The organism is Maledivibacter sp., from assembly GCA_025210375.1.
Lineage (GTDB): Bacteria > Bacillota > Clostridia > Peptostreptococcales > Caminicellaceae > JAOASB01.
In genome coordinates this window covers 53,992-78,757 of sequence record JAOASB010000004.1, presented here as the reverse complement: position 1 = coordinate 78,757, position 24,766 = coordinate 53,992, and the positions used below count along the sequence as shown (strand labels likewise).

The window sequence follows — 24,766 nt, the reverse complement described above, 5'->3', positions numbered from 1 at the left end:
TTTTCTTAATATGCCCAACCTATTTTACCATATAATCTATTATCAACATAGTAGCAAATCCAAATATAACTCCAAAGGTTGCTTTCATTTGATTACCGCCACAATGGCTTTCAGGAATGAGTTCATGGGATACTACATAGTACATTGCACCTGCTGCTAAACTGAATATAAATGCCTTATACTGAGCAAGTATCTCCCCCATCAGTATGCCTAAAACGGCTCCACAGGGTTGCCCAATTCCAGCTAAGAATCCAAAGGCAATCGCCTTTAGTTTGGAATATCCTTTATCTATAAGAGGTGCAGAAACAACTAATCCTTCCGGTAAATTCTGTACGGCTATAGAAATGGTCATTACTAAACCTATAGAAGCATCTCCTGAAGAATAGCCTATCCCAATGGCAAGTCCTTCAGGAATACTATGGATAATAATAGCCATAAGAACTAAAATAGTTTTCTTCATGGCCTTATCTTTAAAATCTATGGCCTTAAATCTATCTAGATGAATATGGGGGACTGTAACTTCCACCACTGCCATTATACATGCTCCTAACAATAAACCCAATATAACTTGAATAATATTTTTCTCCATTAATGCCGGCCTAATAAGGCTAAAAGAACTAGCAAAGATCATAATCCCCGCGGCAAAACCCAATAAAGAGTCCTCCACAGATTTTGAAATTCTTTTAACAAACAATAATGGCAAGGTTCCTATGCCTGTGGAAAGACCTGCTAATATGGCAGAAATCAATGCCTCCAAACATCCCACTCCCCCAGTTATTTTTTCTTTTAAAGCAAACTATTGCTTTGAGTATTAATTTGGTTTAATAATATTATGGTGAGGAATAGAAATATTTATTTATCCCATATTATTCATGGAATGTTTGAAAAATTTCAAGCAGTTTTGATTTTTGATGTGTATAAATTAACTGTTTAACTGGAATATCTATAATATGAAATTCATATAAAAATAAAACCTTTGAGTCTTTTTCCATAAAAAATAGAAAGCTTTATGACATAAAAAAACCGATAATAATATTATATCGGCTTACTTGTTATTATAACCATATTTAAGTAGTTTTATTTCCCTTATATATCCTTCCATATCATTAGGTGTCTCTAAGAATATTGGAATTCCCATGAGTTTTGGATGATTTATAAAATTTAGGATACCATTTAATCCAAGTGTTCCTTCGCCTATACGAGCATGTCTATCTTTATAGCTCCCCAATTCATGCAAGCTATCATTAAGATGTATTGCTTTTAACTTTTCTAGTCCAAGTATTCTATCAAACTCCTCAATAACCATATCTAGGTCATCTATAATATCATAGCCAGCCGAATAAGTATGACATGTATCAAAGCAAACTCCAATCCTTTCATTATATTTGATTGCATCTATTATTTCTTTTAATTGCTCAAATCTATATCCAACTTCTGTACCTTTCCCCGACATGGTCTCCAATAGGATCATGGTATTTTCATTGCCTTGTAGAACCTCATTTATACCTTCGGAAATCCTTTTAATTCCGTATTCTAATCCCTGATTGAGATGGTTTCCAGGATGCATAACTAAATAATTACAGCTTTTAAAGTGAGAAAGTCTTTGCAAGTCATCTCTGAGTAATGTTTTAGCTAATTCCCAAGTTTTATCCTTATTTGAAGCAAAGTTATATGTATAGGGCGCATGGGCTAAAAGAGGTCCAAAACCGTGCTGACCACATAATTCATCAGCATTATTTATATCTTCTAAATCTAATTTTCTTGCCTTAGCCCCCCTTGGATTTCTAGTGAAAAATTGGAATGTATTTGCACCAATATCAATTGCTTGTTTCGTTGCAGTTAAAAATCCCTTGGATACTGATAAATGAGATCCTATATACATTATTTCATCTCCTTATAAATCTTCTCACATTATAAAGGTACCCAATTAATATCTAAATAAACATAATATTAGCTAAATCCTTATTATCCTAATAATAGAAATTATTTTAAATGTAAAATGCTGATGGTATATTACAAAATATCATCAGCATTATTTTTCACCTTCTATTTTATTAGAAAATTAAAACCCACAAAGACAAATGCTATAAGAAGTGCCACAAGCAGGAACACCGGGGCTAACACCTGAAAAGCGGCAATTATCATGGCAAGTATATCCTTCCATCCGACATCCAAAGGTTTTTCTCCATATTCCTCTTCTAATTGCTTTTTACGTCCTTCAACCCATTCCTTATGTTTTTTATCTCGCGAGGTGACACGCCACAAAATGGTCATCTCCTAGCTCTCTGAATTCCGGCACTTGCTCTTTACATATTTTCTGGGCATAGGGACAACGAGTATGGAATTTACAACCCGATGGAGGATTTACATTACTTGGAATATCACCCTTTAATATTATTTGTTTTTTCTTAGCTTTAGGATTTGCAACGGGAATAGCCGATAGTAATGCCTGTGTATAAGGATGTTTTGGATGCTCAAATAATCCTTTCTTACTTGAAAGTTCAACTAATGACCCTAGATACATAACTCCAACTCTATTGCTAATATGTCTAACAACGCTAAGGTCATGGGAAATAAACAGGTATGAAAGTCCAAGCTCTTCCTGCAAATCCATCATTAGATTTAGCACCTGGGATTGGATAGAAACATCTAATGCAGATACCGGTTCATCGGCAACAATAAATGATGGATTTAGAGTCAATGCTCTAGCTATTCCAATCCTTTGTCTTTGTCCCCCAGAAAACTGATGGGGATAGCGATTAATATGGTAGCTTGCCAATCCGCATTTTTCTAAAAGCTGACATACCCTATTTTCTAGTTCCTTCCCCTTTTTCATAAATCCATGCTGCACTATAGGTTCACTGATTATTTGTCCAACTGTCATTCTTGGGTTTAATGAACTATAGGGGTCTTGAAAAACTATCTGCATTTGCCTTCTCAATTCTTGCATTTCACTTTTTGAAGCATTTATTACATCTTTTCCTTTATAATATATTTCTCCAGAAGTGGGCTCGTGCAGTCTTAATACAGCTCTACCAGTAGTAGACTTTCCACAACCAGATTCACCAACCAAACCTAGAGTTTCACCTTCTTTTATTGTAAATGAAACATCATCGGTAGCCTTAATATAGCCTACAGTCTTTTTGAAAAAACCACCGGTTACAGGAAAATATTTTTTTAAATTTTTTACTTCCAATAATGCCTGCCCCATTATTTCACCTCCTCAGTTGCTATAAAACAGCTGACCTTGTGTCCCGGTGCTATTTCTTTTAATTCTGGTTTCTGAGTTTTACATTTTTCTGTCGCATAGGGACATCTTGGCTCAAAATAGCATCCTTCAGGTAAATGAAGTGGATGTGGTACCATTCCTTCTATACTGTCAAGTCTTCTTTTATCATCATCAAGACTTGGTATTGATTTCATTAATCCCTTTGTGTAAGGATGATTTGGATTTTCAAACAGTTCTTCGACTGGAGCATCCTCAACTACTTTTCCACAATACATTACTATTACGTGATCTGCCATTTGAGCAACAACTCCAAGGTCATGGGTTATGAGCATTATAGCAGTTCCAAGCTTATGTTTGAGGTCATTCATAAGCTGCAAAATTTGTGCTTGTATTGTAACATCCAAAGCAGTTGTAGGTTCATCAGCAATAAGTAAGCTCGGCTCACATGCCAATGCCATAGCTATCATAACTCTCTGACGCATACCCCCACTAAGTTGGTGAGGATAATCATCCACTACCCTCTCAGATCTAGGTATACCAACGAGTTTCAGCATCTCAACAGCCTTATTTTTTGCTTCTTCCTTGCTCATATCTTGATGAAGCATCAGAACCTCCATTATCTGTTCTCCTATCTTAAAAACAGGATTTAATGAGGTCATAGGCTCCTGAAATATCATAGAAATTTCATTTCCACGAATGGCTTGTATCTGTGGAATAGATTTTTCCAGTAAATTCTCACCTCTAAACTTTATCGTTCCTTCCACAGTCTTACCAGGTTCTTCAACCAATTGCATAACCGACATAGAAGTAACGCTTTTCCCACTACCTGATTCTCCAACGATTCCTAGGGTTTGACCCTTTTTAATCCTAAAATTTACACCATCCACTGCCTTTACAACGCCTTTGTCAGTAAAAAAGTGGGTTTTTACATTCTGTACATCCAATAGGTATTCTGACACTTTCATTCCTCCTAACGATTTGATTTTGGATCAACTGCATCCCTTAAGCCGTCACCCATCAAATTGATACTCATAACGGAAATAAGTATACAGAATCCTGGTGGTATCCAAAGCCAAGGCATATTCTTCAAAACGTATGATCTTGTAGCATATGTAACCATCTGTCCCCATGTTGGTATAGGAGGAACTACTCCAAGACCTAAGAAGGATAGTGCTGATTCAGACATTATCGCTCCAGCAACACCTAGAGTTGCATTTACGATTATATAAGCAAAGGTATTTGGTATTAAGTGTCTAAATATTTTACGGGAATCCGATAATCCTAGAGCCGTTGCAGCCTGCATAAACTCTTGTTCTCTTAAAGTGAGTATCTGTCCTCTTATCATCCTAGCAAGACCTGGGAATCTCAGTACCCCTATGATAATCATAACCATATACATTTTATTTTGCGATGAAACCCGGGTTCCTAAAACCGCCGATAGGGTTATGGCCAGGGGTAAAAATGGAAAAGAATAGATTATTTCTGCTATACGCATTAAAATATTATCTATCTTACCACCATAAAACCCTGAAACTCCACCAAAAAATATTCCTAAAACTAATGAAACTACAACGGAAAACAAACCAACCTTAAGGGAAATTTGTCCACCATATAATATACGAGTGAAATAGTCTCTACCTAGTTCATCTGTTCCTAGCCAATGCTCTGCACTTGGGGGTTTTTTAGCATTAATTAAATTTACAGCATCCCTTTCATAGGGAGTAATGACTGGAGCTAAAATAACTAATAGTATTAAAATAGAAATTACTACCAAACCAAATACAGCTAGTTTATTCTTTTTAAAATTATCCCATACCATCTTCCAAAGTCCAATAACTTCCTGCTCTTCGTTTTTGTTTTGGACATCGGTTTTCTTAATCGCTTCTGACTTCATAAGCTCAGCCTCCTATTCTACCTTAACTCTCGGGTCAACTAGGGCATATCCAATATCCTGTAGTAGATTTCCCATAAGCATTAGTATAGCAAAGAACATATTTAGGGTCATTACTACATTATAATCTCTCATAATGACTCCCTCATACAATATTTTACCAATTCCAGGCCAAACGAATATCTTCTCCGTGATAACTGAACCCGTGAACAAGGTCGGTATCCATATACCTATTAAAGTAACTATAGGAATTAAAGCATTACGAAACGCATGTCTATATATAACAACTTTTTCTCTTAAACCCTTAGAGCGTGCTGTTCTTATATAATCCTGCTTTACAACCTCAAGCATACTATTACGAACGTATCTTACTAGGCTCGCCATACTACCTATAGTAAGAACAATTACAGGTAAAACCATATGCTTGCCCACATCTAAAGCATATTTTAGACCAGTATAATTACTTCCCGGCGTAATCATACCACTTATAGGAAATATCTTTAAATTAACAGCAAAAGCAAATATTAATAGTAGACCAAAGAAAAAGGATGGCATGGAAACACCTATCAGTGAAAATACAGTCCAAAAATTATCGGTTCTAGAATATTGTTTAACAGCACATATTATTCCTATAGGTATAGAGATAATAAATGCTAAGATAAAAACAACTATATTAAGCAAAAATGTATTCCATATAAACTGACTGACAACTTTACTTACGGGTCTTTTATATTGAATGGATTCTCCAAAATCACCGGTCACCATACGTTTTAACCAGATCACATACTGCACAGGTTTAGGTTTATCAAGTCCTAGCTTTGCCTTTATTCTTTCTTTTATTTCGGGCTTCACATTGCTATTTGCTCCTAGATAGGCTTGTATTGGATCTCCAGGCATAGCTTGCACTAAACAAAATAAAAGTATTGAAATAACAAGTATTACCGGAATCATCTGAAGCAGCCTTCTCAAAATATACTTTAGCAATACATCTCCTCCTTTAATTCAGTTAAGAAAATTTAACATTTTTCGTCATATTAAATAATGCCCGGTAATAAACCGGGCATCAAATATCATTATAAATACAGCTTTTTTACTTTTCTAGAGACAAATTAATTATATCATCTGACCAGCTATATATTGATGAAGGATTATAACCCTTAACTCTATTATTTAGCATATCTGTATAAAGGTTAGCATATAAAATCAATATTGGAATTTCATCATTTATATTCATTGCCCATTCTTCATACAGCTTTTTAGCCTTTTCTTTATCAAATTCTTTTCTAAGTTCCTCTAAAAGCTTATCGTTCTTTTCATTATGGAATCTCGCCGTATTCTCTCCTCCAACTATGTCAAACTGAGAATGCCAAGCACTATATAGATCCTTTGCTGGGTCAACCGTAGTAAATGAAGTCGCCATACTATACATATTAAAGCCTTCTTTTTCATTATATACCTTATCCATTAGTGAGTTAAAGTCCATCATACCCGGCTTAAGCTCAACACCAATTTGCTTGTAGTTTTCAGCCATTAAACCAACAACCATTTCCCACATCTCTGATTTAGATGGTGCTGACATATCAATAGTAAGCTTTTTACCATCCTTATATCTATATCCATCATCACCCATTTTCCAGCCTGCTTCGTCAAGAAGCTTAGCAGCCTCTTCTGGATTGTAGTCATAACTTGTAAGCTTTTCTTGAAGCTCCTTAGTATATCCCCAAGCTACTTGGTTTATAGGAACATCTTGTAGTTTTGCTAATCCCTTGAAGAAGGCATCAACAAATGACTTACGATCGAAACCATATACTAAAGCCTTACGAACATTTTTATCATCTGTAGGTGCTTCCTTACAGTTGAATCTAAAATATCCGTATCCAGATCTTGGATATTGATAAAAATCCACGAATCCAGATTCTTTAGCCATTTCTAGTCTATCTGGATCAATTTCTCCATCTACTATATCAATTTGACCTGCTATCAATTCTTCAGTTTCAGTAGCATCTTCAGTTTGTTTTACTACGATTCTTTGTATTTGAGGTTTCTTTTCCCCAAAATAGTTTTCATTTATCTCTACTTCAACAAATTGTCCCGGTTCATACTTAACTAATTTATATGGGCCACTACCAAGTATTTCATGCTGCTTAGCCTTTAGATCTTCTGTATTTCCCTTTTCAAATCCATAAAAATGCTCAGCCATGATACCATAACCTATAAAGTTTTCAATATTTATTCTCAATGCTTCTTTAAATGTAAAAGAAATCGTATGTTCGTCTATAACCTTTATACCTTCAATAGATTTGATTTTACCTTCTTCGTCCTTATTGTACTCATCAAATCCAACCATATCTTGTACTGTAGTAACATGACGACCATCATAGCTTGGATCCCCTAATAAATTAAAGGAAAATGCAACATCCTTAGCTGTAAGTGGAGTTCCATCAGAGAACTGTATATCATCTCTTAAATGAAATGTAAATGTCTTTTTGTCCTCTGAAACCTCATAGCTTTTTGCAACAACATTTTCGATTTCACCCTTGTTATTGTATCTTAACAATGGGCTAAAACATAATTCTGAAATATTTTTATCGGCATTTGATGTATAATAGGCATCGATAAATTGACCATTGAATCCATCATTGTTACCTACTACAAGCACATCACTTGAATCCCTTGTTTTAGCAGGATTAGGAACTGTACTATCGCTCTCCTGCTTTTGTACATTTTGAGTATCCTGTTGTCCGGCTTCGCTTATTTGATTTGCAACCTCGGGCTCTTTAGAATTCGCCCCAGCATCATCAACCTTTTTGGAACATCCTGATAAAGCTAATGTGAACATTAAACAAAATACAAGTAAAAGCACTAATGATTTTTTAAACACTTTTAATCCCCCTCAATTTTAAATAATAATCAAAAACTTTAGATTATGTACTGCTACTTATTGTCTATATCTCCCCCCTTCCCCATATTGCAACTCCATTCATGATGTTCTGATAATATCTGACAATATTAGAATAAAAAAATTATATGTGTAATTTTTTTTATATGTAAAGGCATACGTATCCATGTAAATATAAATGCAGAAAAAAATGAAGTGTTTTGAAATGAAATGAATTACTTTTTATCTTTTACCTTAGGAATCATTAATGAGGATATAGCATATCTTTTTGTATCTGGTCTATTTTTATCCTTTTTCCCTTTTAAAAATTCCATAAGTACAGACTCTAGATTTTTTTGCAAGTCGTTTATCTCATCTAAAGTTAAATAGTAATCATAATAATATAGAAACTTTTTGGGATGCTCTTTTTCATTTGTATACTCAACGGCTTTATAGAAATCCTTGGAAATACTTTCAAATAGGGATATTGATGCCTGGGCTAGTGATTCAAGTACACTTTTTTCGCTTGTATTTAAAATATTTCTATCAATAACAAGATTTTTTGCAGCAGGCATATAATATTTTTCTACTATACCAAGCTTAACTTTTTCTTCAACCAAATCCAATATACCAACTTTAAGTAAAGTCTTTATATGGTAATTGACTTTAGCATGGGGCTCATTCATCTTATCAGCAATCTGCTTCGCCGTTGCAGCAGATTCCTCAAATGATTCAATTATCTCTAGTCTATAGGGATGGGCAATTGCTTTTATCTGTTCTAATTCTCTTAATACCAAAATATCTTTCATAATCAAACTCCTTTTTTTAATAGATAACCTAATTGTAAATACTTAAAGAAAGTGTTTAACAATTATGAAATTTTATATATATTATAATATTTTTACATAGGTTAGTCAATATTTGTTATTACAGTTATAATACTTCCATAATAAAGAATGTGATATCATCATCAAAATCTTTTCTTGAATTTTTGATATTTTTTAATAATTCACTATTTAATTTCTTTATATCATTATCATGATTTTCTAATAGGGTTTTTAACAGATCTCCATGGTCAACGGTTGAATTCTTATGTATATCCGTTAAGCCATCGGTATAGAATATAACCCTATCCCCCTTATTTAATTGGATTTTTGAACTTTCATACTTCGGTGTGTAGAACTCACTAAATTGACAAATGGGAAATCCTTTACTTTTGTCTAAAAATTCATATTCACCTGTTTTTCTAACTAAAATGGGATAGCAATTCATTCCTGCTGTACAATAGGTAAGAACCTTATTAAATCTATTATATGTAGCAAAAAAAGTTACTATATGCATCTCCTCCGGAAAGCTGAGCTTATTAAATTCCCGATAAAAATTTTCAAGATTCTTATGGGGTTTTAGTCCCCTATATCTTTTTATCAATCGCTCATTTGACTTGATGCTATTAATACTAAACATAGTTAGCAATGATGCCGGTACCCCATGCCCAGCAACATCAAGTATGTACATTCCGATATTATTTTTATCTATCTCGTATATATCATAAAAATCTCCACTTAACTTCTCACATGGTAAATAATTTGAGTAAAATACTACATTATTAAAATTTATTACATCAGGAGGCAATAGGGATTGCTGTATAGCCTTAGCATAGTCCAATTCTTTGACAAGCTTATCATTTGCTTCTTTAAATTCCTTTGTCCTAATAGAAACAATTGTTTCTAGATTATCTGCATATACACTAATTCTTTCCTGGGCTTGTTTAAGTTTTCTATACGGCAGATCAATATTATATTTATAAATTGAACGATACATTAAATAGAATCCTGCAATCTTATAAATATGCCCTAAAAAATTAAAGGTATCATATGAACTTTTATAAAGAGTAAAAAGAGCTTCGCTAAATGTCATTAATATGAGCCCTGAAGATAATATTATAAGATATTTATTAGAACTTGTTTTATAGCTTTTGATAAAGTTAGCTATTGCAATTATTTGTAAAAACATTATTATATACTCAAAATATACTTTTAACCTTGTCAATCCCTGTCCTTCAATAAATAATGGAGGAAGTGTATGGGATTTATAAGTAACTATATAGAACAAAGCTAATACCATTAGTATGCTCATAAATGTAGTTAGCTTTTCGTCAGCTTTAGTATTTTTTGAGAAGGGAATAATAGAAGCTATAAGTATTCCTATAGACATTACTAACCTTGCTATAATCCAATATGTAACTGTCATCTCAATAGAACTCGGTGCAAATGTAACTGGCATTCCTTCATAGGATAATGCATGAAGAAAGTCTATGCAGCCTACTATAAAGCAAGTTGATGAAATCACTAACAACCTCAATCTCCCTGTATGCTTATATGAATAATAACAGTTATTAAAAATAATAAATGTAAAAACTACACTTATAAATTCTAAAATAGTATGCCAAGTTAAAAAATTAACCATGCTAAATACAGTATATATCTCATACTCACAGACAATGGAAAAAACAAATATTAATGATGCTACAATAAGCGTTAAGATAATAAATATATAATCACTCTTAACCTCATATAATTCTTTTCCTTTTTCTAAAATCATAGCAACACCCCAGTTTAAATAGCATTAGTATTTGTCTAGAAACAAACATATTAAAATCTATTTAGCCATTGCTTGTATATTCGACATAAGTAGAGATTATCCTGCAAAATACATCAATGTTTTTTTACATTTTAATCTATTATAGAGAGTTTAAGGTAAATCTTAATTTATACATATCCAAATATTTATCATCTCTAGGAGTCTTTGATATGCATAAACTAAAGTTCTAAATGGAATATTCATACCCCCTTCTATATAATAGTTAAAATAAAAAAGGATTGCCTCCTCGGACAACCCTAAATCCTATATACTATTCTTTATATATATTCATAAATAATCTTTCTAAAATATACTTAACTTCAATTTCTTTGATAAATCCTCTAAAACCTTGACCCCAGCCGTACTATTGCCTTTATGATCCAAGGCAGGACCTATAACCCCTATGCCCATCTTGTTAGGAACTGAACACATTATCCCTCCACTGACTCCACTCTTTGAAGGGATTCCGACATTTATAGCAAATTCCCCCGACGCATCATACATACCACATGTAACCATAAAAGTCTTAACAATTTGAGTTATATACTCAGAAGCTACCACAATTCCACTTTCCCTATCAATTCCTTGATTAGCTAAAAGCATACCCATATTTGCTATATCTTCACAAGATACCTCAATTGAGCATTGCTTAAAGTATAAATCCAGTATGCTTTCCACATCTCCATTCAATATACCTAAATCCCTCAGAAAATAGGCTATTGAGCGGTTCCTATCTCCAGTTTTTTTCTCACTTAAGTAAACTTCCATATTGATATCAAGCTTAGGGTTTTTAGATATTTTTCTAAATAACGCTAAGATTCTGTTGAATTTTTCTTCCGTAGTATTTCCCTTTATCAATGAAGTCACGGCTATAGCACCAGCATTTATCATTGGATTTAGTGGTTTTGATGGATTAAGGCTCTCTAATCTTATTATAGAATTAAAGGCATCTCCAGTGGGTTCTTTACCAACTTTTTTAAATACTTCTTCACCATTATCCATTAGTGCTAGTAACAAAACTATAGGCTTAGACATACTTTGAATAGTAAATCTTGTTTCATAGTCACCGGCTCTATAGATCTTTCCCCCTGTATCAACAACTACAATTCCTAGTTTTTGTGGGTCCATCTTTCCAAGCTCTGGTATATAATCTGCTACTTTTCCATAATTTGTCCAAGCTCTATTCTTCTCTATTAACTTATTTAATAAAAGCTGCATTTTTTTCATCTCCTAATCATATTATAGGATTTTAAATACGGACATTATATCCTTGCAACTTTTACTTTAAATTAACCTAACATATCAGTCAACTTAAAATTTCTTAATGGTTTGTGACTATAATAATTTTATTCTACAAAACAGCTTCCCCCAGTGAATTCTTTTATTATTGAAGTTTGTAAAATATATTTATCATCATCAATTGATTTAAAGTAGCTTAAGAATTTTAACAGTCTTTTGGCTTCAGCATATTCAGATTCTTTATCATCAATTTCACGCAGCAATGGTTCAGCATATTTCTTAAGTACAGCTAATTCATATACAAGTGCAGAATTAAACATAATATCGGCTTCTTCTTGAAAGGGAAAGATATTTCTCTCTTCGCCTCTTCTAACTGACTTCCATATTCTAAGTGTAGTTAATGCAGAATGTCCTCTATACTTACTGTCCCTAACAATTCTCCTTATTAATCTTGAATCCGTTGTTGGTATTCTATTGTGATTATCTATATTTAATTGAGTTAATGCACTTATGTATATTTTAAATTTCTTATCATGGGGTATATCTTGTGTTAATTTTTCATTTAATCCGTGGATACCTTCGATTATAATAGGCTGATCCTTATGTATTTTTAATTTCTTGCCTTTATATTCCCTTCTTCCAGTAAGAAAGTTAAAAGTAGGAATTTGGATCTCATGTCCTTGTATTAGCTTAGTTAGATCATCGTTAAACAATTCTACATCTACGGCATCTAATGATTCAAAATCATAATTTCCTTCTTCATCCCTTGGAGTTAATTCCCTATCCACAAAATAATCATCTGTTGATAATGTGATTGGATTAAGACCATTAACCTTAAGCTGTATTAATAATCTTTGAGCGAAGGTAGTTTTTCCCGATGAAGAGGGCCCAGCAATCAATACCAATCTTTTATTCTTTTTAGTTATTTTATCGGCAATTTGGGCAATTTTTTTCTCATGCAAAGCTTCTGCAACCCTTATAAGTTCAGGTATTTTATCCTCATCTATTGTTTCATTAAGATTAGCTACATAACCAACATTTAAAATATTTCCCCACTTTTCAGATTCATGGAAGACCGCTGCCAGCTTAGGTTGTTCCACAAATTCCGGTATACTATCAGGCTGTTCCTTTGTGGGAAACTGAATTATTAAACCAGGCATATAAAACTTAAGGCTGAACTCCTTAAGATATCCAGTACTAGGAACCATGTATCCATAAAAATAGTTTCGAAGCCATCCACAGCTGTATATATTTATAGAATCCTTTTCTCTATACTTAAGTAATTTTTCCTTGGCATCCATTCCAAATTGTTTAAATATCTCTTTAGCTTTTTCCTTAGGTATAGATTTCTTAATAAAGGGCTCATCTTGTCTAATAATTTCCCTCATTCTATTTTCAATAGCCTTTACATGATCTTCATTAATAAGCTCCTTGTAATCTATCTCACAATAAAGTCCTTTACTTAATGAATGCTCTACACTGACTTTACATCCTGTAAGTAATTCCATTGCAGCTCTAATAAACACAAAGGATAAACTTCTTTGGTATATCCTATGTCCAATAGAGGTGGATAAATCAACAAACTCTATTTCAGCATCCTCGTTCAAGGAATATTTTAATTCCCTTAGATTATTATTGACCTTCGCGGCCACTATTGAGGTATCATATTCTTCTTGAACCTTATCTTTTATCTCTTCTAAACTAATTCCTTTTTCAAACTCTAAGGTTGTCCCTCCCTTTAAAGTAATTTCGATTTTATCTTTAATAGTCATATTTCATTCCCCCTAAAAATTTACTTAAAGGTAAAGCTTTTAATTAAGAATTGAGGAAATTGCATAATTGTAACTTGACTTGGTTGCATAATAAATGATGTATGGCTTTGGATATTCTAAAACTATACATAATAGATGATTTTAACAAAAGGTAATTATGCAATTTGCTCAATCAAGTAAAAATATGAAAGCATAAAAGAATTGGCCCCAAATTTCAATCTCAAGCTTAACCTGCACTATCTAAACTTAATACTTATATATAATATATACCATTTTTTTGAGATTAAAAACTAAAAGTTCCTGTTTCCCAGGAACTTTTAGTTTTATTCAAAATTTTTCTGCTTATTTTGTGTCATACTATGTCATGGTTAATACATATTGATATTAATGTATGGGGGTACTAGGCTTTGATATATCACTTAGGGCTTCTCCAGCTTCATTTACATGGATATTTTGAGTTGCAAAATCTCCAATAGCCACTATGCCTTCTAATTTTCCGTTTTCAACAACGGGAAGTCTTCTAATCTGATTTTTTGCCATTATATTTGCAGCTTCATGGACATCTGTTTCCGGTGAAACTGATACAATATGGGTAGACATGATATCCTGGGCCTTAGAATTTTCACTACTCCCTGCAGCAACAAACCTTAGAACTATGTCTCTATCTGTAACTATTCCTACTATATTGTTATCATTATCACATACAGGAATTGATCCCACATCTAAACTTTTCATACTCTTAGCTACCTCAGTTAAAGAAGTATTAATATCAGCTGTTCTAACATCTTTAGTCATCAAATTTCTGACCTTCATTTCGCTCCTCCTTATCATAGATAATTTAAATTGTTTAATTATCAGTTATAGGATATGCATTTATTATGTAAATTAAACAAAAAACCAGAGAAAAATCTCTGGTCAAATGTATAATCTATTCAACTGCTCCAATCTTATTAAAGGGAAATAACCTAACTAAAACTTTTCCTCTAATAGTATGGACATCTACTGTACCTACTCTTTCGTCTCTACTATCCAAGCTATTTCCTCTGTTATCACCCATAACAAATACTTGTCCCTTAGGAACTTTTATATCGACTTCTCCACCCGTATAATTTTCATTAATATAATTTTCTTTAATTTCTTCACCATTCAAATAAGTTTTACCGTCATTTACAACTAATTCATCGCCTTCAACAGCTATGACTCTTTTTATTAAATCCTTTTCTTTTCCATTTAAGGTTTTTAAGGATGATTTAAAAACAACTATATCTCCTCTTTCTGGTTCATGGATCATATAGGGTATTTTATTTATAATCAAATAATTATTTGGCTCTAATGTAGGATACATTGAATGTCCTTTTACTAATGTAGGTCGTATAAACATTGTAATCATAAGGGCAATTATAACCGAAATAACTATTGTTTTAACCCACTCAAATATTTCTTTCTTCACAACCGCATCTTCCTTTCAAATCAATCACAATAAATATATATTATCATATAAATGCATAATAATAAAATTTATATTACTTTATTGATACATTCTGACTTATCCCCATCATAGCTTATGCAGGATAATTCTCGTTTTATAAGATCATTTATACAAATATACTTGTTTTTTGACACATTGATATCTAAAAGATTTAAGCAATACTTAAAATCATCTACAACATTATATGGATTTCCATAGGCTTTTTTAATATCCTCACTACTTACACCTCTAAATCCATGTCCAACAATAGAATTATTTCTTAGTGCTATAAGGCTTATCATTTTCTCAGAATTTAAGAGTCTCACTATATTAACATAATTTTTTTTGCGACTTAAATATTTATCTATATAAGTGCTAATTCCATATATGAGGTTCGTATTAAATATCTTGTATTTTTTCCTAAGTATCTTAAGTATTCTTTGTTTTGACATTGCATCAATCAAAAATGAGAACTTATTTTTGTTCAAATGATTCTTAACAAAAATATATTTAAAAATCGCTTCCTTAAATCTATATACCCGCCCTAAAAAATCAATGTATTCTTCATTAACCAGCTGAAATTCAATATTTTCTATAAGCTCAGAAAAAATTGCAGTGGGATCACCATCTATTAATTGCTGAAGATTTTTAGTTAATTTGATTATATCCTTTTCATTCTTTTTTTCTTCTGATAGACCCCTTAGAATACCATGGGCGGTTTTGAAGTCAAAGTTTACTGCATATTTACATGATTTTATTATCAGTGCAGAATCAGTATCTATCATTCCCTTTTCATTAAGTATTTCTAAAGCTCCTCCATAATCATATCTATCAATCAATTTAACTATCACATTATATGATTTAATCAAACTTAAGTCATTCCCTTCAAAAAACTTTATTTTAAAATAAAATAAAGTTTTACAGTAATTAATTATATAGGGTTTTCATAGTATAAGTTAAAGTCTATACTAAAATCCCTATAGAGATTACAGTCAAAACTTTAATTTATATACATCAAAATTCCCAAGAAACATCGGATATTTTGATATGTATAAATTAAAATTTACTTGGAACTCTCTATAGATAGTATTTTAATAATGCGTTCTATCTCTTTACTCTGCTTAATAAATTCTTTATCATCTATAACTAATTTATAGGCATGTAACACTTGAGTAGTTATATTTTTCATCTTCTTCCCCCCATACTTGGTATCACCAATAATTGGGTGGTTTATCTTGCTTAAGGATGCTCTAATTTGATGTGTTCTTCCAGTAAGTATTTCTACCTCTAGAAGAGTAAATTCACCATAACACTCTAAGGACCTATATTTTGTATGAATAAACTGACCCTTATTATTATAATTATTTTTTGCTATCTCAACAACATTTTTTTTGGTATTTTTTGAAAGATAGCCCTTTATTTCTCCTTCTTTGCTTACCTTTCCATGAACTATACAAAGATAATATTTCTTTATATCTCTATCTCTCATCATCTCGTTATATTTCTTTAGGGATTCATAGGTTTTACAAAAAATAACTAGCCCACTGGTATTCTGATCCAATCTATTAACGGAAGCTGGTTTAAATGTATGGGTTTGAAGATGCTTAAGGTAGGATTGCACCCTCGTTGCTAATGTTTTTTTATATTCCTTTTTATCTGGATGGGTTAAAAGTCCCTTGGGTTTATTAACAATAAGTATATCATTATCTTCATATACGATATCTAGGTTGAAATCTTTAACCATCTCATTGCTTTCTTCTTTAACCAGTTTATTAAAAGCTTCATCGGATAAATAAATCTGTATTTTATCATCTTTTTGTAAAAAATAATTTTCCTTTTCTCTTTTACTATTTACCTTTACAACTTTTTTTCTTAGCAATTTATAAATGTTTGCTCTTGAAGAATTATTCAAATATTTCAAGAGGAATCTATCAAGTCTTTGCCCTTTTTCATTTTCGCCTATGATTATTTCCTTCAAACAGTTCACCGCTTTCTAGTATATATATTGGCACATTCAAAAAATAAACTAGTCATCTTATTCGCTCCTTTGGTTCTTTTCTTTGTTACTCAATCACTTACATACAATGGGTATGCCCGTGACTGAGTGCATAGAAAATAATCAAAATTACTTCGTAACCTGACTTGCTTATTTTTTTCATATCCCTTAGCCGATTCGTATTTCAGACATCACATAATCATCATAGTACTCAAAACCAATATCCCTATAGGCTTGTTTTGCGGAATCATTGGATTTAGAAACTATTAATCCCGGGGTTTTCCCTCTATCCATAATATTTATGCATAATTTTGAAACTACCGCCTTTGCATATCCATTTCCCCTACACCTTGGTAAGGTGTATACCCCTTCAATTTGATTAATCCTTGAGGTCGTTGTTTTAACCACAGCTTGGGATACTATTTCTCCTTTATCCAAAAGATATAAATATTCTTCCTCACCTGTTCTTTCATATACAGAGTTTTTTAATTCATTTATAGTTTTAGGCTTTCTATTAAATGCCTTTTCAACTTCAATAAGAAAATCAATGGATTTTGAAAAATCATAGTTTTTAGCATTAATTATTTCTTTATCGCAGCAAAAACTATTAAACTTATTAGTATTTAATAACATATAATGACATTTATCATATTCATACCACTTAAAAGTTCTTTCAAGCCTTTCCCATAGGGGTGTTATTATACTTTCCATTCCAATTATGAATTTAGGCTTATATTTCTTAACTGCTTTAAGTAAGGCGACCTTATTCAACACTCTATCATCATCATAGTAGCAGGTAAAACTCCCCATATTGTTAAATGAAAATATTCCCGCTAAATTATCATTAAAATAACCATAATAATCTCCATTTTTTTTTGAAAGCATATTATTTTCCAAACCATATTTTTCAATACTATCTATGATAAATGTACTTTCAACATGTCTGTTTTCCAGATAATTCATAACTATATTCATATCGGTATTCTTTAGCAGTCTGAAATCCTCCATCTCTAATCCTCCTAATATTACAACAACATGTATATAATAAAACCTTTTGTTTAGGCTTTTATATCTACTGAGGAAATTGCATAACTCTGACTTGGCAGAATTGCATATGCGAATATCATCCTTGATTTAATTGCTTAAGATATAAGCATATTTGATGGTATAGCTTCAGAGATTTTAAAACTATATATAGTAGATGATTTTTATAGAAATTAATTATGCAATTTGCTCTACTCATAAATATTCTATTAAAATCTATTTATACCTTCAATAAATTTTAATAAGAAAATTAAATAATTTGGTCTATTGAAAATTCACTCGTTTTTGTGGTATGCTTTAGTTATTAAACTATGAAACTTGAGGAGGATTTTCAGTGTTAGAAAAGCTTAAGGATTTCTTTTACGACTTCAGTGACACTTTACTCAGCTTATTTATTGTACTAATCATGGCTCTTGTTATTGTATGGAAGCTTTCTGGGGCAATGAGTATACCTCTTTTGAAAAATATGGATGAACCATCACAAAAAATCATTGCAGAAAATCCACAGGACAATAGCACAAACTTAGTAGATAGCAACAATAATGATACCTCAACTAGTGATAATGTTTCACAGGAAGTAAGTAACAATGACACTTCTTCTGAAACTCCAGTTGATTCTAATATTAATGTTGAAGTAGTTGATAACGAGCCAAAGGATACAAAGAATATAGAAGATATAAAGGACATAAAGGTTGAAATACCTAAGGGTACCATAGGTGCAGGTATTGCTAAAATACTAAAGGAACAGGGTCTAGTTGAAACCGACAGTGAATTTCTTAATAGAGTAGAAGAGTTAGAACTCAGTCCAAAGCTGCGTTATGGGACATTTACTATAAAATCTAACAGCTCTATTGATGAAATGATATCTATTATTACCGGCGTCAGCATAAATAATTAAACTATAGATATTCCAGTTAAACTTAATTTAATAGAAACTCTGTATAACAGGCTGCAAAGCAAGAGCAAAATCATTTCAATTTTAATGAATTTCTCTTTGTTTAGCAGCCAATTTATTTCCTATAGGGATTTTAGTATAGACTTTAACTTATACTATGAAAACCCTATATAGTTTTTTACTTCGGTTTTAAGATACTTAGTTCCTCATCGGTTAATTCCCTATAATCTCCTAAATCAAGTCTAGTATCTAATCCTAATTCTCCCATAGCTATTCTCTTCAAGTATATCACTTCTTTATTACGTGCCTGAAACATTCTTTTCACCTGATGGAATTTCCCCTCGTATATTGTGAGTTCTACCTTTGATACCTCTCCACTTTCTTTGATAATTAACTGGGATGGTAAAGTGTTATATCCATCCTCTAAGGTCACACCCTTTTCAAAGGCTTCTTTATCCTCTTCATTAACATTTCCCTTTACATGGGCATAATAGGTTTTTGGAATATGCTTTTTAGGTGAGAGTATCTCATGGGATAATTTACCATCATTTGTTATGATGAGTAAACCTTCCGTATCAATATCAAGTCTTCCCATGGGGAAGGGTTGAAAATGCAAATAACTATCATCTAATAGATCCATCACAGTTTTATGTCTATTATCATATGTAGCCGATATCACCTCTTGGGGTTTATTCATCATTATGTATATATATTCTTTATACTCAACCCTTTCCCCATGGATTTCTATAATGCTATTGTAGGGATCGATACTAATAGAACTTTTTTTTACAACCTCACCATCCACTTGAACAGCTCCATATTTAATTAGTTTTTTCAAGTCCTTTCTGCTGCCGTATCCCATATTCCCAAGGACTCTATCAAGTCTCATTTTCTTCATAAATTACCTCCACTATGTTAATTGAGCAAATCCCATAATTACTTTCTATAAAAGCCATCTACCCCATGTAGTCTTAAAATCCCAAAGCCTATACCATCAAATATTATTATACACTAATCTAGATTATTTATATAAAATTCAAAACTACCTGCATATTTTCAAACTTCCTATGAATAATATGGGATTAAATATTTTTTATTCTTTTTTCAAATACCATTATATGGGGTAGTATTTTTATCTTTATTATTATATAATACTCGTGAAAAGAAAACCATTTATTATGGTCCCAAATTATAAATAGATAACTTACTGCTTAAAATAACTTACATATATTTTCTATATTAATCTGGGATACTATTTTATATAGGAGGCTATTGTTATGGCATTAATTACTTCTAAGGAAATGTTTAAAAAAGCATATGAAGGTAAATATGCAATCGGTGCTTTTAATGTTAACAATATGGAAATTATTCAGGGTATTGTTGATGCGGCTAAGGAAGAAAAATCACCTTTGATTTTACAGGTTTCTGCTGGGGCTAGAAAATATGCTAAACCCGCATATCTAAGAAAATTAGTGGAAGCAGCTATTCTAGACACAGATTTAGATGTAGTTCTTCATCTAGATCATGGTGCAGATTTTGAGATTTGTAAGCAATGTATTGATGATGGATTCACTTCTGTTATGATTGACGGATCCAAGCATCCCTTTGAAGAGAATATTGAATTGACTAAAAGGGTAGTTGAATATGCTCATCAAAAAGGAGTTGTTGTGGAAGCTGAGCTTGGTAAACTTGCTGGTATAGAAGACGATGTTAATGTAGCTGCAAAGGATGCTTCTTTTACAGACCCTGATCAAGCAGTTGAATTTGTGGAGAGAACTGGTGTTGACTCATTGGCAATTGCTATCGGTACAAGTCATGGTGCATATAAGTTTAAGGGAGAACCTAAGCTTGACTTTGAAAGACTTGAAACAATAACCCACAAGCTTTCCGGTTATCCTTTGGTGCTACACGGTGCATCAACAGTTATTCCAGAGTTTGTTGAAGCTTGTAACAAGTATGGTGGAAATATACCAGGTGCTAAGGGTGTCCCTGAGGATATGCTTAGAAGAGCAGCAAAACTTGGAGTATGCAAAATAAATATAGATACTGACCTTAGATTAGCTATGACAGCTGCCATAAGAAAAGAGATAGTTGAAAACCCTGAAGTATTTGATCCAAGAAAATACTTAGGCAAAGGTAGAGACGCTATTCAAAAAATGGTTAAGCATAAAATTAAAAATGTATTAGGATCTAGTAATACACTATAAAAATCAACAAGATGGCAGGCTGCCTAACAATTCGAAGTTCGAGGCGTGCTGAAACCGAGAGGCCGTAGCGTATACAGACATACGTAAGGGTTCTTGGTTGAAGCAACAACGAAGAAATTCGGGTTTTTAGGCAGCCTAAAGCCAGGATATTCCTGGCTTTTTGTTGTTTTTACAATACCTTAGCTAAAAAATCCTTAGTTCTAGAGTGTTTGGGATTGTCGAAGATTTCATTTGGTGAGCCTTGCTCGACCACCTTTCCCTCATCCATAAAAAGAACTCTGCTTGCCACTTCTTTTGCAAAACCCATCTCATGGGTCACCACTGCCATGGTCATTCCATCACCTGCTAGCTCCTTCATAACATCTAAAACTTCTCCAACCATTTCTGGATCAAGAGCCGAGGTAGGTTCATCAAAGAGCATTACATCGGGTGCCATAGCCAAGGCTCTAGCGATGGCAATCCTTTGTTTTTGACCTCCAGAAAGCTGACTTGGGTAAGCATCTGCTTTATCCTCTAGACCAATTCTCTTAAGTAAATTAAATGCAATACTTTGTGCTTCTTCTTTTTTTATATTTTTAACATTTATCGGGGCCAATGTTACATTCTCTAAAACAGTTTTATGTGGGAATAAATTGAACTGTTGAAACACCATTCCCATCTTTTCCCGTAGCTTATTTATATCATTTTTTTTCTCAGTTATTGAAATCCCCTCAAATACAATTTCACCACTCGTAGGAGATTCCAAAAGATTTAAACATCTCAATAGCGTACTTTTACCAGAGCCACTTGGTCCAATTATTACGACAACTTCTCCCTTTTTTATATGTTCATCGATTCCCTTTAAAACATGTAGTTCTCCAAATTTTTTATTCAAATCAGTTATTTGAATCACCAGCACGCAACCTCCCCTCTAGCTTCCCTACTAACTTTGATAAAGTAAATGTAATAATAAAATAAATAATTGCTGCTATAAATAAAGGTGTAAAAGGCTTAAAGGATATCCCTCTTACGGTATCCGCATTATACATTAAATCATGTATCCCAATAACAGAAACAATTGCCGATTCCTTAACAAGAACTATAAATTCATTTCCCAAGGCAGGCAATATATTTTTAAAAGCCTGGGGTATAATAATTAATCTCATTGCCATACCATGGGGCATACCTAGGGATCTTGCTGCCTCCATTTGACCTTTATCAATTGATTGAATACCAGCTCTTATAATTTCTGCAACATAGGCCGCACTATTGAATGATACTGCTATTATTCCTATGGCTAAATCCGACAAAGGTATTCCAGTTACCTTTGGCAAGCCTATATAAATAATAAATAGCTGCACCAGCAAAGGGGTTCCCCTAACAATTTCAATATAAGTTGCTGCAATCATTCTTAAAACAGACTTTTTAGACATCTTCATTAATGCTAAAAGAACTCCGATAGCAACCCCCAATATAACCCCAAAAAAGGAGATTAATAAAGTTATTCCTGTACCCCTTATAAAAAACTTATAATACTTTGCTAAAAATACTAAATCCACTATTGCACCTCCTAATAAATATATCCCTATGCTTTTCATACAGGGATTTTAGTATAGACTTTAACTTATACTATGAAAACCCTATACTTATTGCAAAATAAAACTTTTTAATTTACATGAAATATCTTTACTATAATCACCCGTTATAATATCATGCATCTTTTCTTATACCTATTTAATATTTGTTTATTATATCTTCTACATATATAAAAAGGCTCGTTTCTCCGAGCCCTTTTATAGCACAATCTTCTCTTACTCTGTATAAGCTAATCCACATGCATCAGAAATGAATTGCTCAATTTTGCCTTCACTTATTAATTTATCTAGGGTTTTATTGATTGCATCAACTAATTCCTTATTTCCTTCGTTTACTGCTGCTGCAACCCCATCTTCTGTTCCAAAGGAGATTTCCGGTACATAAAGCTGTGGATTACTTTTAGCATAAGCTTTTGCCACAGGATTAACAAGTACTACAGCATCCACTTTATCATTTGACAGTTCTAACACTAAATCAGTTATTTTACTAAGACCTTTTACTTCAGCACCTTCTATAGACTTTGCAATATCCTCTTGTATTGTTGTTTTCTGAGCCCCCACTACAGCTCCTTTAAAATCCTCTTTTGTTTTAAACTTATCTGCGTCTTCAGCCTTTATTAGAATACTTTGATCAGCCTTATAATATTGGTTTGTAAAATCAACACTTTTTTCTCTATCCTCTGTAGGTACCATTCCCGCAACTATAAAATCAATTTTATCCGCCACTAAAGCAGCTAATAGTCCATCGAATTTCATATCCTTTATTTCTAATTCAACACCAAGGTCTTCAGCTATTGCTTTAGCAATCTCAATGTCAAACCCTACAATTGTATCTTGACCATTAATCTCTTTATGGAATTCATAGGGTGGATAATCCGCAGCAGTACCTAATACAATTTTACCCTTTTTCTTAATTTGATCTAATTTTGACTCCTTTGTACATCCTGAAAATGCAACCATTAACGAAAGTATAAGTAAAATAGCTATAATTCCTTTTCCTTTTTTACTGAACATATTTATTCTTCCTCCTCATTTTTAAAATATTTATCTTTCTTGTAATATTATACATACTATTTTATAATTATGCAAGTATATATTTATATTTTTTTATTTTTATGCAAAAAAAATCTACCTCCACAAGGTAGATTGTTGACAAAGTCAACAAGATGTCAGGCTGCTTCTATTTTTTATATTTTTTCAGGTTCTTCATATTCCTCACCGAACAACTCAACTGTAACTTCTTTTATTCTTTCATCCTCTAATGGTCTGTCCATATGATTTGTTGCAGTATTTGCTATTCTTTCAACTTCCTCAAAACCTTCAATAACCTTTCCAAATGCTGCGTACTGTCTATCTAGATGTGGCGAATCCTTGTGCATTATAAAGAATTGTGAACCAGCTGAATTGGGATTTGATGCTCTCGCCATAGAAATAACACCCTTGGTATGCTTTACATCATTATTAAAGCTATTCATTGAAAACTCTCCTTTAATTGAATAGCCGGGTCCTCCCATACCTGATCCCTCTGGGCATCCACCTTGTATCATAAATCCTCTAATAACCCTATGGAATATCAATCCATCATAAAAACCCTTTCTAACAAGTGAGATGAAATTATTAACTGTATTTGGTGCTTTATCGGCATATAATTCTACCTTGATTTGTTCTCCATTTTCCATTTCTATCTTAACTACTGGATTTTTTTTCATAAGATCATCCTTTCTATATTTTTTAACCCACATTATTCATAGGAAGTTTGCAGGTATGCTATTAGTTTTGATTTCCAAGGCATATCTGGACGGCACATCAAAATTTGATGAATATCTTAGAAACAAAAAGACGGAATAAAGTCTTGAATCTCCTATGAATATAGATATCCCAGTCAAAACTTTAATTTATACATGGACAAATATGCGATGATTTTAGGCATTTT

At 32.5% G+C, this 24,766-nt stretch carries 24 protein-coding genes; 2 read left to right on the top strand and 22 right to left on the bottom strand.

Annotated elements, in window-relative coordinates:
* Positions 1–19: 19 nt before the first annotated feature.
* The 17 genes from N4A68_01370 to N4A68_01290 form a co-directional block, all read right to left on the bottom strand.
* Positions 20–757, bottom strand: a complete 738-nt coding sequence (locus N4A68_01370) for a ZIP family metal transporter (GenBank protein ID MCT4562968.1) — start codon at positions 755–757, stop codon at positions 20–22.
* A gap of 288 nt (positions 758–1,045) precedes the next feature.
* A complete protein-coding gene (locus N4A68_01365; GenBank protein MCT4562967.1) occupies positions 1,046–1,885 on the bottom strand; it encodes a deoxyribonuclease IV in 840 nt (279 codons plus the stop codon).
* Positions 1,886–2,046: 161 nt separating this feature from the next.
* The gene (locus N4A68_01360) at positions 2,047–2,265 is read right to left on the bottom strand and encodes a hypothetical protein (GenBank protein ID MCT4562966.1); all 219 of its coding nucleotides are present in this window, start codon (positions 2,263–2,265) and stop codon (positions 2,047–2,049) included.
* Positions 2,240–3,211 carry a dipeptide ABC transporter ATP-binding protein gene (locus tag N4A68_01355; protein MCT4562965.1) on the bottom strand — a complete coding sequence of 324 codons (972 nt, stop codon included), beginning with the start codon at positions 3,209–3,211 and terminating at the stop codon, positions 2,240–2,242. The genes N4A68_01360 and N4A68_01355 overlap by 26 nt, the downstream gene beginning before the upstream one ends.
* A complete protein-coding gene (locus N4A68_01350) occupies positions 3,211–4,194 on the bottom strand; it encodes an ABC transporter ATP-binding protein (protein ID MCT4562964.1) in 984 nt (327 codons plus the stop codon). Before N4A68_01350 ends, N4A68_01355 begins: the two co-directional genes overlap by 1 nt.
* A 5-nt stretch (positions 4,195–4,199) precedes the next feature.
* A complete protein-coding gene (locus N4A68_01345; GenBank protein MCT4562963.1) occupies positions 4,200–5,123 on the bottom strand; it encodes an ABC transporter permease in 924 nt (307 codons plus the stop codon).
* 12 nt (positions 5,124–5,135) lie between these two features.
* The gene (locus tag N4A68_01340) at positions 5,136–6,104 is read right to left on the bottom strand and encodes an ABC transporter permease (GenBank protein MCT4562962.1); all 969 of its coding nucleotides are present in this window, start codon (positions 6,102–6,104) and stop codon (positions 5,136–5,138) included.
* Positions 6,105–6,210: 106 nt separating this feature from the next.
* Entirely contained in the window at positions 6,211–8,001 is a 1,791-nt protein-coding gene (locus N4A68_01335) for an ABC transporter substrate-binding protein (GenBank protein MCT4562961.1), read from the bottom strand.
* A gap of 233 nt (positions 8,002–8,234) precedes the next feature.
* Complete coding sequence (locus N4A68_01330) at positions 8,235–8,807, bottom strand: helix-turn-helix domain-containing protein (protein ID MCT4562960.1); 573 nt, start codon at positions 8,805–8,807, stop codon at positions 8,235–8,237.
* 124 nt (positions 8,808–8,931) lie between these two features.
* A complete protein-coding gene (locus N4A68_01325) occupies positions 8,932–10,599 on the bottom strand; it encodes a SpoIIE family protein phosphatase (GenBank protein ID MCT4562959.1) in 1,668 nt (555 codons plus the stop codon).
* A 342-nt stretch (positions 10,600–10,941) separates the two neighbouring features.
* Positions 10,942–11,856, bottom strand: a complete 915-nt coding sequence (glsA, locus tag N4A68_01320; GenBank protein ID MCT4562958.1) for a glutaminase A — start codon at positions 11,854–11,856, stop codon at positions 10,942–10,944.
* A 128-nt stretch (positions 11,857–11,984) separates the two neighbouring features.
* The gene (locus N4A68_01315; protein MCT4562957.1) at positions 11,985–13,649 is read right to left on the bottom strand and encodes a nucleoside kinase; all 1,665 of its coding nucleotides are present in this window, start codon (positions 13,647–13,649) and stop codon (positions 11,985–11,987) included.
* Positions 13,650–14,033: 384 nt separating this feature from the next.
* Entirely contained in the window at positions 14,034–14,462 is a 429-nt protein-coding gene (locus N4A68_01310) for a CBS domain-containing protein (GenBank protein MCT4562956.1), read from the bottom strand.
* Positions 14,463–14,577: 115 nt separating this feature from the next.
* Positions 14,578–15,099 carry a signal peptidase I gene (gene lepB, locus N4A68_01305; protein ID MCT4562955.1) on the bottom strand — a complete coding sequence of 174 codons (522 nt, stop codon included), beginning with the start codon at positions 15,097–15,099 and terminating at the stop codon, positions 14,578–14,580.
* Positions 15,100–15,167: 68 nt separating this feature from the next.
* A complete protein-coding gene (locus tag N4A68_01300) occupies positions 15,168–15,986 on the bottom strand; it encodes a hypothetical protein (GenBank protein MCT4562954.1) in 819 nt (272 codons plus the stop codon).
* A gap of 194 nt (positions 15,987–16,180) precedes the next feature.
* On the bottom strand, positions 16,181–17,095 hold the full coding sequence (locus N4A68_01295) for an RluA family pseudouridine synthase (GenBank protein MCT4562953.1): 915 nt from the start codon (positions 17,093–17,095) through the stop codon (positions 16,181–16,183).
* Between the two features lie 186 nt (positions 17,096–17,281).
* A complete protein-coding gene (locus N4A68_01290) occupies positions 17,282–18,121 on the bottom strand; it encodes a GNAT family N-acetyltransferase (GenBank protein MCT4562952.1) in 840 nt (279 codons plus the stop codon).
* 370 nt (positions 18,122–18,491) lie between these two features.
* Here N4A68_01290 and N4A68_01285 point away from each other — a divergent pair, with 370 nt between their 5' ends.
* A complete protein-coding gene (locus N4A68_01285; protein ID MCT4562951.1) occupies positions 18,492–19,055 on the top strand; it encodes an endolytic transglycosylase MltG in 564 nt (187 codons plus the stop codon).
* 175 nt (positions 19,056–19,230) lie between these two features.
* Here N4A68_01285 and N4A68_01280 read toward each other — a convergent pair whose 3' ends face one another.
* Positions 19,231–19,950 (bottom strand): rRNA pseudouridine synthase, encoded by a 720-nt coding sequence (locus N4A68_01280; protein MCT4562950.1) that lies wholly within the window; start codon positions 19,948–19,950, stop codon positions 19,231–19,233.
* Between the two features lie 379 nt (positions 19,951–20,329).
* Here N4A68_01280 and fba point away from each other — a divergent pair, with 379 nt between their 5' ends.
* On the top strand, positions 20,330–21,259 hold the full coding sequence (gene fba / locus N4A68_01275; GenBank protein ID MCT4562949.1) for a class II fructose-1,6-bisphosphate aldolase: 930 nt from the start codon (positions 20,330–20,332) through the stop codon (positions 21,257–21,259).
* A 169-nt stretch (positions 21,260–21,428) separates the two neighbouring features.
* On the opposite strand, the gene N4A68_01270 is transcribed toward fba, so the two are convergent.
* The 4 genes from N4A68_01270 to N4A68_01255 all read right to left on the bottom strand — a co-directional run bounded on the left by N4A68_01270 (position 21,429) and on the right by N4A68_01255 (position 24,542).
* Positions 21,429–22,151: an amino acid ABC transporter ATP-binding protein gene (locus tag N4A68_01270; GenBank protein ID MCT4562948.1), complete on the bottom strand. Its 723-nt coding sequence runs from the start codon at positions 22,149–22,151 to the stop codon at positions 21,429–21,431.
* Entirely contained in the window at positions 22,135–22,797 is a 663-nt protein-coding gene (locus N4A68_01265; GenBank protein MCT4562947.1) for an amino acid ABC transporter permease, read from the bottom strand. The genes N4A68_01270 and N4A68_01265 overlap by 17 nt, the downstream gene beginning before the upstream one ends.
* Positions 22,798–23,049: 252 nt before the next feature.
* Positions 23,050–23,847, bottom strand: coding sequence for a transporter substrate-binding domain-containing protein (locus N4A68_01260; GenBank protein ID MCT4562946.1), 798 nt, complete (start codon positions 23,845–23,847; stop codon positions 23,050–23,052).
* Positions 23,848–24,020: 173 nt separating this feature from the next.
* Complete coding sequence (locus N4A68_01255) at positions 24,021–24,542, bottom strand: peptidylprolyl isomerase (GenBank protein ID MCT4562945.1); 522 nt, start codon at positions 24,540–24,542, stop codon at positions 24,021–24,023.
* Positions 24,543–24,766 lie beyond the last annotated feature (224 nt).

Excerpts from the sequence above, each read along its gene's own strand:
- N4A68_01260 (MCT4562946.1), bottom strand. The coding sequence starts at position 23,847 with ATGTTCAGTAAAAAAGGAAAAGGAATTATAGCTATTTTACTTATACTT.
- N4A68_01345 (MCT4562963.1), bottom strand. The coding sequence starts at position 5,123 with ATGAAGTCAGAAGCGATTAAGAAAACCGATGTCCAAAACAAAAACGAA.
- N4A68_01310 (MCT4562956.1), bottom strand. The coding sequence starts at position 14,462 with ATGAAGGTCAGAAATTTGATGACTAAAGATGTTAGAACAGCTGATATT.
- N4A68_01350 (MCT4562964.1), bottom strand. The coding sequence starts at position 4,194 with ATGAAAGTGTCAGAATACCTATTGGATGTACAGAATGTAAAAACCCAC.
- N4A68_01255 (MCT4562945.1), bottom strand. The coding sequence starts at position 24,542 with ATGAAAAAAAATCCAGTAGTTAAGATAGAAATGGAAAATGGAGAACAA.
- glsA (MCT4562958.1), bottom strand. The coding sequence starts at position 11,856 with ATGCAGCTTTTATTAAATAAGTTAATAGAGAAGAATAGAGCTTGGACA.
- N4A68_01280 (MCT4562950.1), bottom strand. The coding sequence starts at position 19,950 with ATGAAGAAAATGAGACTTGATAGAGTCCTTGGGAATATGGGATACGGC.
- N4A68_01355 (MCT4562965.1), bottom strand. The coding sequence starts at position 3,211 with ATGGGGCAGGCATTATTGGAAGTAAAAAATTTAAAAAAATATTTTCCT.
- N4A68_01290 (MCT4562952.1), bottom strand. The coding sequence starts at position 18,121 with ATGGAGGATTTCAGACTGCTAAAGAATACCGATATGAATATAGTTATG.
- fba (MCT4562949.1), top strand. The coding sequence starts at position 20,330 with ATGGCATTAATTACTTCTAAGGAAATGTTTAAAAAAGCATATGAAGGT.
- N4A68_01325 (MCT4562959.1), bottom strand. The coding sequence starts at position 10,599 with ATGATTTTAGAAAAAGGAAAAGAATTATATGAGGTTAAGAGTGATTAT.
- N4A68_01330 (MCT4562960.1), bottom strand. The coding sequence starts at position 8,807 with ATGAAAGATATTTTGGTATTAAGAGAATTAGAACAGATAAAAGCAATT.
- N4A68_01315 (MCT4562957.1), bottom strand. The coding sequence starts at position 13,649 with ATGACTATTAAAGATAAAATCGAAATTACTTTAAAGGGAGGGACAACC.